Annotated in this window: 12 protein-coding genes and 3 tRNA genes; 5 read left to right on the forward strand and 10 right to left on the reverse strand. The window is 41.5% G+C overall.

Translation table 11 applies throughout. The features are described 5' to 3' along the window. Positions 1–26: 26 nt before the first annotated feature. Positions 27–1,097 (reverse strand): uroporphyrinogen decarboxylase, encoded by a 1,071-nt coding sequence (gene hemE / locus ACE3PQ_RS10225; RefSeq protein ID WP_374297511.1) that lies wholly within the window; start codon positions 1,095–1,097, stop codon positions 27–29. A gap of 449 nt (positions 1,098–1,546) precedes the next feature. Between hemE and ACE3PQ_RS10230 the strand changes: the two genes are divergently transcribed. After that, entirely contained in the window at positions 1,547–2,818 is a 1,272-nt protein-coding gene (locus ACE3PQ_RS10230; protein ID WP_374297536.1) for a L,D-transpeptidase family protein, read from the forward strand. 87 nt (positions 2,819–2,905) lie between these two features. Here the strand turns inward: ACE3PQ_RS10230 and ACE3PQ_RS10235 are convergent, their stop codons facing one another. Next, positions 2,906–4,207: a DcaP family trimeric outer membrane transporter gene (locus tag ACE3PQ_RS10235; RefSeq protein ID WP_374297513.1), complete on the reverse strand. Its 1,302-nt coding sequence runs from the start codon at positions 4,205–4,207 to the stop codon at positions 2,906–2,908. A gap of 468 nt (positions 4,208–4,675) precedes the next feature. Here ACE3PQ_RS10235 and ACE3PQ_RS10240 point away from each other — a divergent pair, with 468 nt between their 5' ends. After that, entirely contained in the window at positions 4,676–5,380 is a 705-nt protein-coding gene (locus ACE3PQ_RS10240) for a nitroreductase (RefSeq protein WP_374297515.1), read from the forward strand. A 67-nt stretch (positions 5,381–5,447) separates the two neighbouring features. On the opposite strand, the gene ACE3PQ_RS10245 is transcribed toward ACE3PQ_RS10240, so the two are convergent. From ACE3PQ_RS10245 to ACE3PQ_RS10255, 3 genes are all read right to left on the reverse strand, one after another. Continuing rightward, a complete protein-coding gene (locus ACE3PQ_RS10245; RefSeq protein ID WP_374297517.1) occupies positions 5,448–5,840 on the reverse strand; it encodes a hypothetical protein in 393 nt (130 codons plus the stop codon). A 240-nt stretch (positions 5,841–6,080) separates the two neighbouring features. Further along, the gene (locus tag ACE3PQ_RS10250; RefSeq protein ID WP_374297519.1) at positions 6,081–7,298 is read right to left on the reverse strand and encodes a multidrug effflux MFS transporter; all 1,218 of its coding nucleotides are present in this window, start codon (positions 7,296–7,298) and stop codon (positions 6,081–6,083) included. 117 nt (positions 7,299–7,415) lie between these two features. Beyond that, on the reverse strand, positions 7,416–8,003 hold the full coding sequence (locus ACE3PQ_RS10255; protein ID WP_374297522.1) for a hypothetical protein: 588 nt from the start codon (positions 8,001–8,003) through the stop codon (positions 7,416–7,418). A gap of 172 nt (positions 8,004–8,175) precedes the next feature. Between ACE3PQ_RS10255 and ACE3PQ_RS10260 the strand changes: the two genes are divergently transcribed. The 3 genes from ACE3PQ_RS10260 (at position 8,176) to ACE3PQ_RS10270 (ending at position 14,021) form a co-directional block, all read left to right on the forward strand. Beyond that, positions 8,176–10,428, forward strand: a complete 2,253-nt coding sequence (locus ACE3PQ_RS10260; protein WP_374297524.1) for a YccS/YhfK family putative transporter — start codon at positions 8,176–8,178, stop codon at positions 10,426–10,428. A 115-nt stretch (positions 10,429–10,543) separates the two neighbouring features. After that, entirely contained in the window at positions 10,544–11,194 is a 651-nt protein-coding gene (locus ACE3PQ_RS10265; RefSeq protein ID WP_374297526.1) for a hypothetical protein, read from the forward strand. Positions 11,195–11,372: 178 nt separating this feature from the next. After that, complete coding sequence (locus ACE3PQ_RS10270; protein WP_374297528.1) at positions 11,373–14,021, forward strand: PepSY domain-containing protein; 2,649 nt, start codon at positions 11,373–11,375, stop codon at positions 14,019–14,021. A gap of 73 nt (positions 14,022–14,094) precedes the next feature. Here ACE3PQ_RS10270 and ACE3PQ_RS10275 read toward each other — a convergent pair whose 3' ends face one another. The 5 genes from ACE3PQ_RS10275 to ACE3PQ_RS10295 all read right to left on the reverse strand — a co-directional run bounded on the left by ACE3PQ_RS10275 (position 14,095) and on the right by ACE3PQ_RS10295 (position 15,916). Next, a complete protein-coding gene (locus ACE3PQ_RS10275) occupies positions 14,095–14,562 on the reverse strand; it encodes a DUF2750 domain-containing protein (RefSeq protein WP_298893075.1) in 468 nt (155 codons plus the stop codon). Positions 14,563–14,685: 123 nt separating this feature from the next. Next, positions 14,686–15,069, reverse strand: a complete 384-nt coding sequence (locus ACE3PQ_RS10280; protein ID WP_374297530.1) for a DUF2750 domain-containing protein — start codon at positions 15,067–15,069, stop codon at positions 14,686–14,688. 80 nt (positions 15,070–15,149) lie between these two features. Next, positions 15,150–15,225, reverse strand: a tRNA-Val gene (locus ACE3PQ_RS10285). A gap of 508 nt (positions 15,226–15,733) precedes the next feature. After that, a tRNA-Asp gene (locus tag ACE3PQ_RS10290) sits at positions 15,734–15,810 on the reverse strand. Positions 15,811–15,840: 30 nt separating this feature from the next. After that, positions 15,841–15,916, reverse strand: a tRNA-Val gene (locus tag ACE3PQ_RS10295). Positions 15,917–16,118: the final 202 nt, after the last annotated feature.

Here is a 16,118-nt window from a genome sequence, read left to right on the forward strand (position 1 = left end):
TGTAGAGCATTAAAGTGTGCAGATAATTACAAATATTTTTGACTATATTCATGCACCGTATCGACAAAGACTTTCGGCATCGTAGGATCAACCCACTGGGTAATACCATGTCCAAGATTTGCCACATAACCCGTTTTTTCACCATTGGCATAGGCTTGATCGATCATTCGTTTTACAGCTGTTTCGATGGCTTTAGGCGTACCGTACAATGTTGCAGGATCAAGATTCCCTTGTAACGCAACACGCCCTGCGACTTGACGGCGCGCCTGCGCAAGTGGTGTTGTCCAGTCCAAACCGAGCGCATCAGCTCCACTTTCCAACATTTCAGGAATCCACAAGCCACCACCTTTGGTAAAGACAATCACAGGAATACGTTGTCCATCTTTTTCTTTGGTTAAGCCTTTAATAATCTTTTGCATATATTGCAAAGAAAAATCCACATAGTCTTGATGTGCTAATGCCCCACCCCAACTGTCAAAGATCTGAACAGCTTGTGCGCCTGCTTCAATTTGTGCATTGAGATAATCAATCACCGAATCTGCAAGATGATCAAGCAAGGCATGCAATAGCTCAGGTTTTGCAAATAACATCTCTTTACTATATCGAAAATCTCGACTTGAACCACCTTCGATCATATAGGTTGCCAGTGTCCACGGACTGCCTGAAAAACCAATCAACGGTACAGCACCGCCAAGTGCAGCGCGAATGGTCGAAACCGCTCGCATCACATAATCCAAATCACTGCTTGCATTGAGCTTTGGCAACTGTGCAATATCCTGCTCGGTACGCACAACTTTTTGAAACTTAGGTCCTTCACCTGTTTCAAAATATAGCCCCAACCCGAGCGCATCAGGAATGGTGAGAATATCTGAAAATAATATTGCAGCATCAAGCTCATAACGACGCAGTGGTTGCAAAGTCACTTCACAAGCGAGCTCAGCATTTTTGCATAACGATAAAAAATCACCCGCTTGCTCACGTATCGCACGATACTCTGGCAAATAGCGTCCTGCTTGACGCATCATCCATACTGGCGTGGTATCTACAGGCTGACGAAGGAGTGCACGTAAAAATCGGTCATTTTTTAAAGCGGTCATGGGCTGTCATCATTCGCAAAAAATTTGTCGCTCATGATAGCAAACTCGTCCGCTCTATTCATGATTTCTTCTTTAAAAATGCAATGGGCTAACGCAATCAAACTGCCCGCACACAATTTAGACAAATTTAAATACTGGGAATACATCCACTTCATCATCCACAACATTCTTAAATATATGTTTTTAAAATATAAAAAAATGCAGCTTCGTGCATACATTTCCTTAAAAGTTGTAACTTAGACTACAAAACCATTACGTGAAGACATAAACTTTATTTTATAATTAGGCAGATAACAACATTTTCTTAGGACAATTGCATGTTTGCACCTAGTAAACCCTACAATAAACTCAGTTTAAGTTTGAGTATTGGACTTGTCTGCGCTTTTAGCCCCAACATCCATGCAGAGAATACTGCAAGTCAAGCCTTAAAGCCGACTCCTGCAACAGAAGTGCCAATCGAATCTTATCGTCTATCTAAAGCGCAAGGTGCGACTGAACTTCGTCAGCGCTCAGAAAGTGCACAAATCGAATTAAACGATGTTCAAATTACGGCGAATACAGCACAAGAAGCAGCTACAAAGCAAGCTACAACTCGTCAAGTAACCGTGCAACAAGGCATTCAACAACAAAGCTTACCTGTTCCAACAACTACTCAAGCGAATAGCCCAGTTCCTGCAGAGCAAGATGCGTCATCAAATAGTGACAACACTGTGGCATCAGGTAGTGGTTTTTCCGTTCCTGCACAGGATGAAATTGAAAATAGTACAGCAGGTTCATCACCAATTGCAGATACAGCTGAAGCGCAAGCAGTAAAAAATGCCAAATGGACGTTAGATGGTCTAAATCAAACTGGTTGGGTTGATGGTATTGAGAAAGGTCGTCTACCTGTCTTTGCAAAAATCCAAGTTTTACTGAATCGTAAGCATGCTTCACCAGGTGCGATTGATGGTGCAACAGGGATGAATACCCTGAAAGCGATTTCAACCTACCAAACCATGAACAAGCTCGATGCTACTGGCAAGATGGATCAACAGACTTGGGACAGCTTAAATGCGGGTCAATCTGAGCCTGTATTTGTAGAATACACTATCACAGAAGATGATTTGAAAGGACCGTATGCTGATTCGATTCCATCGAACTATGCCCTGCAAGCCAAGATGAAAGGTTTGTACTACACACGTGTCACCGAAATGCTTGGCGAACGTTTCCACATGGATGAAAATTTCTTAAAACAGATCAATCCTGATGCAACATTTAAGAAGGCAGGCGAGAAAATCATCGTAGCGAATATTCGCAATAACTTACCTGAAGATATTCATCTGATCATTGCGCATAAAGGTGCAAAACAACTGTATCTCTTTAACAGCAAAAATAAGATGATTGCGTCGTTCCCTGCAACGATTGGTAGTAGTGATACGCCATCACCAACAGGTACACATACCGTAAAAAATATTGCACCAAATCCATGGTATGGCTATAGTCCGAAAAACTTTGTTCAAGGCAACAACATGAAGCCTCTGTCATTGCCGCCAGGTCCAAACAATCCAGTGGGCAATATGTGGATTGGTTTATCTAAACCATCATTTGGTATTCACGGTACGCCGAACCCATCACTTATCTCAAAAACTGCTTCACATGGCTGTATTCGTTTGACCAACTGGGATGCACAAGATTTAGCGAAACGTGTGAAAAAAGGCATTACGGTTAAATTCTTAGAATAATTGCTGTTTTAATATTTTTTTAAGAGCTAAAGAAGCCCTTCGATTGAAGGGCTTTTCTTTGTTCAGAAAACTTTAATCATTTAAAAATTAGAAGTTGTATCGAGCCATGACGCCAACACGGTTGTCTTTGTAGTCATCGCCAGCAAAAGTTTCTCGTTTACCATTGATGTATTCAATACCAAGATCAACAGGTTTCAGTGGTGAATAGATAAAGTTAATCCAAGCCTGTTCAACTTCTTTATTCCCAGCAGGATTCAGTGTTGCATATTCACTGTCATCATCGGCAAACATCGCACCATAAGCAATCGTTGAACGAAGGTTTGGTAAGATTTTATAGGTTGCACCAACTTGGAACGCATTAAACTCATTTTGCGCCAAATCACCAGCATTGACTGCAAAAGCTGAGTTTGAACCGTACAGATAGTTGCTGTTGCCTTCCACATGCGAAACATCAGCAGTTAACTTTAATGGATCAGCCAATTGAAAACTTGCACCTGCAGCAACGCCCCAAGCTGTTTCGTCTGAATCATTATTGCCTTCAGCTTCGTAGCGCTCAGCCAATGCACGTACGCTCACATTCCCCTTACCTTCTGCAAAACCTTGATTCAACTTGGCAGTCAATACAGGAAGTTTATATTTTGCGGTTGCTCCAGTTGCAGCACTATTACCCTCTTCGGCTGACAATACGATTTGTGTTGCAGGCGCAAGGTTATGGCTATAACGTACTTGTGGAATACGAGAAAAACCGCCACCGATGTTGGTAATAAAGTCGATCATCTCAGGTGCATGATTGCTCAAAAAGTTCGACGTGGTTTGACCAAACAACCAATTATTGAATGTTAAGTACGCATGACGAATACGTAGATTCTCCGTTGCACTTACAAAGTCAACTTCGACTTTACCCCCAACTTTTTGCCCTGCAATCGGTGAGCTAAAGTCCAATCCGAAACGAGTCACTTTAGCTGTCGCACGTAGCTTATCTTGCGTTGCCCCATCGCTACTCGCTGCGCGGTTAAAATCATCATCTGCACCTTCGATGATGTAGTTTGCATCACCACGGATGAAACCATATAAATCCACTTCTGCGCCTTTACTTGTCGTGATTTTTAAATCTTGAGTATCCACTTTGATCGCTGGCGGTGGCGCAGAATGGGCATGATGTTGTACATGGGCTGGTGGTGCAACTGGCGGAGCGGAACGCTGTGCAGCGAGCTGTTGACCTTGCTGCTGAACCAGACTACGAAGCTCTTGAATCTCTGCACGAAGTTGTGCGATCTCATCGCTGTCTGCAGCAAAGCTCATTGAAGACATCGCCCCTAATGCCAAACTTAAGCTACTGAGCTTGAGGACTTTTGCAAAATTCAACTGTGAACTCAATTTTGGATTCATTTTTTACTCCTTATTCAACCCAGACCTGCCAAGCAATTTCAGTACCGAATCGCCTGAACATCTCGCCAATCCCTGTGCGTTGAAATCAATTTTTTGGGCAAGAACTGCATTGTAATAATTTGTTCATCAAGCTGTATATTGTCTTAGCCAAAAGTATTAGCTGATTTTAAAAAATTCATGCAACTTATTTTATTTATTTCAAATCAATAATTTATGTTAAGTGATTTGAAAATTTATAACTTTAGTCAATGATTTACATTCTGTTTCAGAATAGCACTTTAGTCGTAATGCAATGCGAATGATTAATTCGTAACTTGAAAATTGAACTTGTCAGCCATTTAAATTTGCGGATAAATGCGTATGATTTATCTCAAATACCGATGAAATGAATTCATCTTGTTAAACAAACAAATGCTTAACCTTTCATTTAGTTAAAGAAACTCATCACCGAAAACATCAGGGAATTTTATGAATATCGAACATGTTGCCGCAGTTGATCAAGCCATCACTTCTCGCCACTCCGTCCGTGCATTTTTAGACAAAGCAGTTGCGACATCGGACATCAAAGACATTCTACAAGTTGCCAGTCGTGCACCATCAGGCACAAACACCCAGCCATGGAAAGTCTATGTCGTAACAGGTAATAAACGCCAAGAAATGATTGATCGTGTGGTCGCAGCACAGCTTGAGATTTATGAAAGACCTGAGATGGCAAGTCAATATCACGAAACCTTTGCCTACTATCCTGAAACCTGGATTTCACCGTACATCGACCGTCGTCGTGAGAATGGCTGGGGGCTGTACGGTTTGCTCGGTATTCAAAAAGGTGAAAAAGAAAAGATGGCGACGCAACAACTGCGTAATTATCAACTCTTCGATGCGCCTGTCGCCTTATATTTCACTGTAAATAAAGCAATGGGCATTGGCTCAAAAATGGACATTTCCATGATGATTCAAAATGTCATGGTCGCTGCTAAAGCACGTGGTTTAGATACTTGCCCACAAGCTGCATGGAATCATTTTCATGGAATCGTACTGGATGTCTTGGGTGCGCCTGATGATGAGGAATTGGTATGCACAGTTGCACTTGGCTATGCCGATCCTGAACATATTGTGAATACGTTTATTACACCTCGTGTTCCTGCCGAGGAGTTTACTGTTTTCTTAGATTAATTTTGAATTCATAAAAAAATAGAGAGGTATGTCGTGGATACCTCTCTAGTTTGCTTTTATGTTTATCTTAGACAATAGCAGACTTCAATAAGTGATCATGCAAAGCTTGTACTGCTTCAATCGGCATATCTTGATATAGCGTCGCATGACCTTTACTGCGTTGATAGCGTAGCGTTACCCACACTCCTGATTTGCGTTGCTTTATCTCTGCGGACAACTGTTGTGGAAATGGTTTAGTTTGCTGTGCCAAATTTAGTAATGTACGAAGATGTTTTTCTTGCAATAACTTGTCCCACGCCTGCGACCACCATCCTCTGACCTCCAAACTTGATAAATTCTGAGAATGAGTCGCAGAATAATGATGACTTGCCTGTAGAATTTTACTGGTAATCTCCAACCACTCTTGTGGATGTTTAAAATCAGCCACCGTCCATGTGTAAGCTTTAGACTTTCTACTCATGCCTTGCTGATATATCGTTCGCAAACACAACATATCGCATGACATATAAGACTCAAATTCGATCTCCAAAATAAACTGTCGATTGGATTTCACATGTAGCGTCTTTTGATAAATCGTCTGTGATGAAACCAAAGCCTTTATGCCCAATAAAGCTTTTGTCCCTCGTACTATTTTATCTGATATCGTTCTTTTCATTCAGATTCACAAATTTTTATGACAAGTTAAATGGGATTTACCCTTTTAAGCCAGCTTCGTCTTTTTCGCACGGATTCGTAGGACATAAACACAAATCAATCCAAGCACTGCAAAAATCAACATCGTCACAGCCATGTTTTGCAATACTGAACCTGTGAAAATGGTTAATAACACTCCTGCAAATAATCCAATCGCAAACTGTAAACTTCCCATCAATGCGCTCGCCGTCCCTGCTCGATTTTGCTGTTCTGAAAGTGCAAGTGCCGTCGCATTGGGACCAGTCAAGCCAACACCAGATACCACCATGAATAGACCAATCAAAATCCATATCGTACCGACATTCACCGCAATAGCATCTATCAGCAAAATGATCGCACCGATCAACTGCAAGGTCCCACCCAGATGAAGTAACGGTAGTGGTCCCACTTTTTTGACAACTTTGCTATTGGTAAAAGAAAACAGCATGATACCAAAGGCATTCAACCCAAAAGCCAATGCAAACTGATGTTGATTAAAACCTAAATCCTCCATCAATAGCGCAGATGCAGACGTCAAATAACAAAACATCATGCCTGAAAAAAATGCCATCGCAAGCATTGGTGTACGAAAGCTTCGATCAGAGAGGATATTGCCATACAAGATAAATACTTGCTTAAAGCTGAGGTTTAATCTGCGATCAACTGGCAAGGTTTCATGGAAAAAATAATGCACACAACATAATGAAATGAACCCAACGATTGCCAATAGAATAAAAATCGAATGCCAACTAAAAAACTGAATTAGCACCGCACCAACTAAGGGTGCAATGATCGGTGCAATCCCTAAAATCATCGCCATATGAGCAAGCGCCTGCGCAGAAGTACGCACATCAAAACTATCTCGAATCGCCGCACGTGCCATCACCACGCCGACACAGCCACCTAAAGCTTGTAGGACTCTGGCACAGATCAACGCCCATTCACTATGGGCAAAGATGCATAAAATTGAACCAATACAATAAATAATTAAGCCGATATATAATGGCTTCTTGCGACCAATCCGATCGCTTAGACTGCCATAGATCAACTGACCAATCGCAAGCCCAAAGAAGTACGCAGGGATAGAGTTAGAAATACGAATCGTGGTAGTATCAAACTCTGTCGCCATCTCAGGCAAAGCAGGCATATACATGTCGATCGACAATGGACCGAGTGCTGTCAGCAAACCCAGTAAAGCAATCCATTTCAATGAATATTGTACTGTGTTTTCTGTTGCCGTTGTCATAGACCATCTCACCGATTTAAAACCGTGAATAGTATACGCCTAATATCTACGAAGAACGGCTGAATACATCATCATTTGGTCGAAGCTAATTTTAACGACACTCACTTTAACAAAGCGTTATTCGGTCAAAATCATTACCTGATCTACTCGCAGCAACTCACATGCACCATCGCCTGTATCTTCACGGCTTAATGAGCTTTTCCACGTCCAACCATCGTCGCCTTTGATCTCAACCAAATCACCACTGAGAAAGACTTTATCATCTGCTTTGACTTTATCTAACTGCCGACCAATCGAAGCATTCGCAGGAATGATATGAATATTACTACTACTGGTTTCGATTTCACGTACTCGAATCGGCGGAGCGGATTGTGTACGCCAACGATACCATCGACCACTTTGGCTAATCTCGATTTGCTTATAGATTTGAGGATCTGCCATTTTTCCCCATCCCACTGCAAAATCTACTGGACTAAATTCTGCATCTCGCCCAAGCAAATAATTCTCACGACTGAGAATACGAAACTCCCCCTCAAAATGCTCTAAAGCGGTAATGGTATAGCCATCGACTTGTTGCACTTCTGCACTTGAGCTCACCGCAGAACTGGTCGGCATATCTGCCAAGTTAGGATTCGGTTTAAATACCCAAATCCATAGCAAATAAGCAACCACGATAAAGATCATCCAATAATACTTTTTTGACATACCCTTCTACTTCTAATGCGCTTTAATTTTCTATTCAAATGCTAATCTAAGACTATTAAAATATTTCAAGATTTTCGGTATTTTGCAATGCCTTACATCAATTTGGCATATAATTATTAAGCCATAGCAATCAAGCACATTTAAACTTTATCAACCGCATACTGAAAAATCTGTGAATACGATTAACTCCATCAAACGAATCAGTTATAACACCACATTGATGTATGCAGTGCGGATGTTCATTGCCTTTGCGGGAACAGCGTTTATTCCTTATCTGCTTGATCAGCAATTACTTACGATTCCACTGACTTTAGGCGTGATCGCTGCAGCACTCAGTGATATTGATGATCGTTTTTCGATTCACCTGCGTAATTTGTTTTTTACCTATTTCGGATTTTTTGTCACAGCTTCGGCAGTAGAGCTACTTTTCCCACATCCTATCCTGTTTGGTTTTGCGCTCATCGTATCTTGTTTTAGCTTGATTCTACTGGGCTCACTGGGTAAGCGTTATGCCACGATTAGTTATGGTTGTTTGGTCATCTCAGTCTATACCATGCTTGGCGTGGATATTTTCCCCGAGTGGTGGCAACAAGCTGCGTTACTGGTCGCTGGTGCTGTGTGGTATGGGCTACTCTCTTCGGTCAGTTTTTTGATTTTTCCTGTACGACTTGTGCAAGATCAGTTGGTGCAATGCTATCAATTGGTGGGCAATTTTCTCTTTGTGAAATCCAATCTGTTCGACGTTGATATGACTCCAAAAAGTTATCAACAGTCGATGATTGATTTATCCCTTGCCAACTCCAAAGTCGTCGGTAAATTTAATGAAACACGTGTCGCATTGGTGACACGGCTCAAAGGCGATCGTGGGCGTAAAGATACACGTCGTAGTCTGCAATATTACTTTATCATTCAAGACATTCATGAGCGTGCCGATTCTGCACATATCGACTATCAAAAATTGGCGAAAGTCTTTGCGCATCGTGATGTACTGTTTCGTTTTCAACGGATTTTAACCTTACAAGGTAAAGCATGTCAGGACCTGGCGAATGCAATTGCCAACCGTCAACCTTATGTACACAACCAACGCTTTGCATATGCCTTTAAAAATTTAGAGCGTTCGATACAACACTTACAAGATGAACTTACGGAACAATCAAAGCTTGATGGAAATGGTGAATTTGCACAAAAACCTGCCAATCATCTCTTGGCGAATGATGCAGATATTGATCTATGGATTAATGCCTTACGTGGTTTGAGTGACAATCTCAAAGAAATCGACGCACAACTACATAACCTCGAATCCGACCAAGCACTCAACAGCAGATCACAAGACGACGCAAGCAAAGAGAATTTACTGCGAGATGATGGGCTACGTGGCTGGCAAGATATTTGGCAACGCATGAAACAGAATCTAAGCCCTGAATCGAGCTTATTCCGTCATGCCACTCGCTTATCCATTTTGCTGTTAATTTCACACATATTGGTGCAAATTTTTGATATTGAATATGGCTATTGGATTCTTTTGACTGTGCTATTTGTCAGTCAACCCAACTTTAATGCCACCAAACGCCGTCTGAGGTTACGAATTATCGGAACACTTGCGGGAATTACCATCGGGACATTTGTCATTCATTTTGTGCCGTCGATCGAAGGACAACTCTTTATCATGGTGTTGAGTGGTGTGTTCTTTTTACAACTCCGAGCACAGCAATACGCCCAAGCCACCATGTTTATTACCTTGCTTGCTTTGATCAACTTCCACCTCGCCGACCCTGAACTCAATGCCGCTTTGCCTCGTGCGATTTATACTTTTGCAGGCTGTTTTATCGCTTGGCTTGGTGTGATGTTTATTTGGCCAGATTGGCAATTCCGTTGTTTGCCACTGGTGATTAATAAAGCTTTTGAAAGTCAGTGCAACTACCTCACCGAAATCGTGAAGCAATATCATGAAGGGCGTAATAATGGTCTAGACTATCGGATTGTGCGTCGTCGAGCGCATATTATGGACGCTGATCTTGCCTCAACCATTTCAACGCTCGCCACTGAGCCTGATATTGATCAAAATCAGAAACAACAAGCGTTTAAATTGCTCAGCTTAAATCATACTTTGCTCAGCTATATTGCTGCGCTCGGCGCACATCGTGAACAGATCAAACATCCTCAAGTGCTTGAAATTTTAGATGAAGCGTTGGATGACATTCACGGTGCCCTGCTCCGTGATGAAATGCCACAACTCAAATCCCACGCCGCCATTCAAGCACTTCGATTATTTAACCGTGCCCAAGATACCTCACTTGATCCTGCTGAAAGTGTGGTGTTGCAACAGATTGCTTTGATTATCAATATCTTGCCTGAAATCAGCACATTAAAGCAAAACCTTAGCTATGAACATGATCCCCAAGCAAGCGCGCTCGGTTCAATTTAAACTACATCAGATTTCTACAACTAATTTATAGGTGCTAATTTTTCATAACGCATTTCTATCAGACAGGCTTTAATGCTAAAATCGGCGCAAAGTTTGATGAGTACAGCGAAGCAACATGTCCACCAAGAAAAAATCGACAACCAAGCAACCTACAAACCAAAAACTTGCAAAAGGCAATTCTGCATCAGGTTATGCCTACACATTGCAAACCGTACCTTATGAAATTTCTGCTGAAGAACAACGTCGTGCACAACTTTTGATGTGGCGTAGTACAAATAAAGTTCGTCCTCGCACTTGGGCGATCGTTGCTGCGGTGGTGTTATTATCGATTTTAGGCTTAATTTTTATTAAAAATTATTCAACGATTATTTGCTGGGTGGCATTAGCATCTGTTGCTATTTTCTTGGTTTTACGTCTATTCGTTTGGGAATGGTATGCAAAACGCAAAATGGCAGAATTCCCTGCACAAGAAATCAAGGGCATCAAACTTGGCATTCAACCGCATGGTATGGTGATGCAACAACAAATGAGCATGCCTCCACAACGTGGTATGCAACAAGTCATTGCGCAACCCGGTGTCATGAATGTGGCATGGAAAGAAGTGTCAGAATGGTATGACAATCAAGAGTTTTTATTAATGACATTCAAAGTCAAAGATCAAGACGGTTCATTCTTCTTACCAAAACGTATGGATACCAAGCAATTTTCATTTGATACCATTCGTAAGCATCTCAACGAAACCGTTGGTGTTGCAAAAAAATTCTAAATAGATCCTTTTTGAATCTATAAATCTAGCCTTCTTCTGAAGGCTATTTTTTTACTGTCTAAAAAATATAAAAAAATCAGTCTAAATGAAAATAAACCTCATTTTTATTCGCAAAATCTATATTATCTTCTTAAAGCTGACGTATAATTCGGCTTATTTTTTGTTAACTTCACTGACTATGTTTAAGAAAGTATTTTTCCAACTGCATTGGTTTATGGGGATCACCGCAGGACTGGTCTTGTCCATCATGGGTGTCACAGGTGCGATCTACTCGTATGAGCAACAAATCCTAAAATGGATCAATGAAGACAGCTATGTGGTCACCGTGCCCGAGCAAGCCAAGCTCAGCCCTGCTGAGTTGTATTTACACTTCTCACAACAAGACCCAAATCTGCAAATCAATAGTGTCACCATTGCGGCTGAGCCATCTGCGTCTTCTACGATCAACATCGCCAAAGAAGGTCATCGTCGTGGCTACAACATGTTGGTCAATCCATACACTGCCGAAGTGCTTCCCGAAATCAAAGGTGAAGGATTCTTTGAATTTGTCGAAGATTTGCATCGTCGCTTAACCGCAGGTGAAATCGGCAAGCAAATCACTGGTGCATGTGTACTGATGCTGATTTATTTTGTCTTGAGTGGCATCTACCTGCGTTGGCCTAAGAAACATTCTTTGCGTCAATGGCTCTTTGTTAAACCGAAGCTGAAAGGTCGTAACTTTATTTGGGATTTACACGCAGTCATTGGGACTTGGGTAGTTCTCTTTTATCTCATCTTTGCTGTGACTGGGCTGTACTGGTCATATGACTGGTGGCGTAATGGTATGTTCAAAGTCATGGGCGTTGAACGTCCACAGATGCAACGACCGCCAATGCAAGGTGGTGGGCAAGGCGCACCACAAGGTCAACAAGCACGTGGTGAAGGTCGTTCGCAAGGTGCGCGAACTCAAGGTGGCGAACGCAACCGTCAAGGTGCTGATCGTGCAAATAATCCCCAAATTAATCATGGCAATGAACAAGAGGAAAAAGTACAACTTTCACCTGAACAAATCAGCACCGCTTTAACTGTAACGTGGACACAATTTCCACAGCAATTAAATCGTGAATACTCAACCATGACTTTTAATCTGCCAAAATCAGCAGATGCAAAAGTTGAAATTCAATTCCTTGATGCCGATCCACAGCATGAACGTGCTCGTAACACGGCAACATTCAACTATGCAGATGGCAAAATCGAAGAGCTCGAACTCTACGCAGATAAAAAGCTCAATGAAAAAATCATGAGTAGCATGTTGCCTGTACACCGTGGCAACTTCATGGGTGGTATTTATCAGTTCTTTGCCATGCTTGCTTCATTGGCGATGCCATTATTCTTCATTACAGGTTGGATGCTGTACTTGAAACGTCGTAAGCAAAAACGCTTAACACGTGAAGCAAAGCAAGGCTCAAATGTTGTAAACCTTGATCCGAATGCGGAAAGCTGGACGATTCTCTATGCCAGTCAAACAGGTACGGCAGAGCAAATCGCTTACAATACCTCGACTGCGTTACAGCAAGCAGGTACGCCAACCCAAGTCAAAGCATTAAAAGATGTCAGCATCGCAGATATTCAACAGGCTGAGCGAGTGCTCTTTGTTGCAAGTACTTACGGTACTGGAGATGCACCCGATTTGGCGAGTAATTTTGCCAAAAAGCATCTCAAGCAAAGCTTTGATTTTAGTGCGGTGAAATTTGCCGTCTTAGCGCTTGGTTCAAAAGAATATCCTGACACCTTTTGTACCTTTGGTCACGAGTTAAATCAATGGCTTCAATCCAACCAAGCGGATTCGGTCATGGATGTCGTTGAAGTGGATAATGGCAACACTGTTGATCTTGAGCGTTGGTATGCAGGACTTGCGACCATTACAGGTAGTGAAGTCCAAGCGGTGATTTCTGAGAAAACTTTTGATCAATGGCAACTCATTTCACGTGAGCTGCTGAATCCAAATAGCTTGGGTGAGCCTGCGTTTGATCTCAAGTTTAAAGCTTTACATGCAGAAACTTGGCACGCAGGTGATATCGCCGAAATTCAATGTGGTAATAGTGTGGAACGCATTGCGCAGTTTATTGAGCAACATCAGCTTGATGCGACTGAATCACTCGTTTATGCACTACGCTATAAAGATTTAACGCAAACTATTCAGCCTGACAGTAACGACTTCGCTTGGATTGAACAATTATCAAATCTACCAAGCCGTGAATACTCGATCGCCAGTATTCCTGAAGATGGTTATTTGCAACTCGTCGTGCGTCAAAAGCAAATTAGTGACAATGAATTTGGCTTAGGCTCAGGTTGGCTCACTGTGCTTGCAACGTTTGATGAAAATGTACCGTTACGTGTCCGTACCAATCCAAGTTTCCACTTGATTGATGACAACCGCCCTGCCATTTTCATTGGTAATGGTACTGGTATTGCAGGCTTAATGAGCTTACTGAAACAACGTCAGCAACTCGGCTATTCACAAAACTGGTTAATCTTTGGAGAGCGTCAACAATCCGTTGATTACTTCTATCAATCACAACTCGAAGCATGGCATCAGGATGGTCATCTACAACATCTTGATCTTGCTTTCTCTCGTGATCAAGAACAACGAGTTTACGTGCAACATCTCGTCATGGAACACGAAGAACGCTTGAAACAGTGGATTGCAGATGGTGCGGTGATCTATGTCTGCGGTAGTATCGAAGGCATGGCATCAGGCGTCGATCAAGCCTTGACTGAAACTCTTGGTGAGGAATACATGACGACATTACGTGAAGAATCTCGCTATCGTCGTGATGTCTATTAAAGATAAGTTTTAATCCTCATAAAAAAAATCCCTCGCATGGTTCGAGGGATTTTTTTGCCCAAAAGAATTGCGATTAATTCAAACGAATCTTCCGAGGTAAAGGCACATCAGGGTTTTGCTGAAAAAACTGTGGTGCTTGACTATAGATTTCATAGAGAAAATTCTTTAAATCCAACAGCACTTTTTGCGCATCTAAAAAAACACTCTGACCGTCAGGTGTCATCATAATGGACAGCTTCACATTTTCTTTTTCCGCAAAAGGAAGCATTTGGAAAATAAAATTTTCCAAACTAATATTCATTGCTTGATGTCCTGACCAAGATTGATTTTGGCACGCTACAGCATAATGTTTCGCAGCCCATACAGGTAATACCTGACCGCCTTGCGAAGTCGCACCAATAGCCCAACCATCTTTAAACAAACCCCAAACTTGCTTTTGTTCAATGATCTGTCGAATAAAAAAACGATAACGATCGACTGGTTGTTCGAGATTAACTGAATTTTTCTGCGAGCGCCTTGCACCCTGATATGGATTACGCATAGATTCCCCTCAATGTATTTTTTTTAATATTTCTATAAATGCTCACGATCCTTCATCAACATTTAAATCAATCTAACGTAGTAATTTTAATGAAAGCTATTCTTACTCATCGTGTTAGATCAATTATTTTAACGCCAAACCATCCTGACGTATACGCTCTGGCGCCACAAAGATGCACTCTGCTTTAGCATTGCGATTTATTGCGACTAAATAATGTTGCTGCTCAAGGTAAGGTAGAATTTCATCAAACAACATATCTCGAGTAATTCTCTTCGGCTCAGAATCTTGCCAAAACAATAAGCAATTGCGCTGAGCATCTGCTTTATTATTCCAGATCAACATGGCTTTTTTGCCTTGATCATTCTGATGTAACGTCCAATAATTTTTTGCAATACTCCACACAACTTCCCCTTGTTGTAAAGCATTTAAAAAATCTTGGTATTGCTGATCTTGATCCAAATTTGGACTTTCGGATGAAGTACCACGACGAGTATACGGATTGCGCATTAAAACCAAACTTCAAAAAATCAAACGAACTGAAAATACAACAACATTTCATGCTATCTAAAATCTAGCAAAAAAATGTATGGTGGGCGCTGACGGGATCGAACCGCCGACATTCTGCTTGTAAGGCAGACGCTCTACCAACTGAGCTAAGCGCCCTGAACGAGCTTAAAACGTTGTTTTAAGCGAAGTGCAAGACAAACGAAGTGCGTAGTATCTGAAAACATCACTTCTCAAAACATATGCACTGTAATCTTTTGCCCGAACACAAGGGAAAATTTAAATTTTCCTATAGTATTCGACTCATAAAACTTCAAGACAAACGAAGTGCGTAGCAGATGTCTAAGAACTTCATTCTTTGAGATCAATGTTTAGCCAAACCAAACATGAGGGAAAATTTAGACTTTCCTAAGACCTTCAATTCATAAAGCAACAAGACAAATACAGAATGCCTAAGCTTCATGACATAGCTTAATACAAACTAACATTTTTTAGCAATTGCATATGACAAAACTTGTCATTCATTTGTTAAAAAGATGAAGAAATTATGTTCAAGATTGAAGTTTGACTGACTTAGATGATTTAGACATAACTGTCTTGAGTAAAGATAGCTTGAATTTGAATAACTTAATTTTTGATGACTTGATTTTGGATAACTTAAGAGAAATGGCGCAGCGGACGGGGCTCGAACCCGCGACCCCCGGCGTGACAGGCCGGTATTCTAACCAACTGAACTACCGCTGCGAGGTTATACTGTAAGAACATACAAGTATATGGTGGGCGCTGACGGGATCGAACCGCCGACATTCTGCTTGTAAGGCAGACGCTCTACCAACTGAGCTAAGCGCCCTGAACGAATAAAAAAAGCATTGCTTTTTTATGAGTGCAAGACAAACGAAGTGCGTAGTATATATACTACAACTTCATTCTTTGACGTCACCGCCAAACTAAACCGAACGCAAGAGAAAGTTTTAACTTTCTTTTATTTGTATTCGACTCAAATAAACTTTTTGCAATGGCGCAGCGGACGGGGCTCGAACCCGCGACCCCCG

Origin of the sequence: Acinetobacter sp. (assembly GCF_041911495.1) — a bacterium.
Lineage (GTDB): Bacteria > Pseudomonadota > Gammaproteobacteria > Pseudomonadales > Moraxellaceae > Acinetobacter.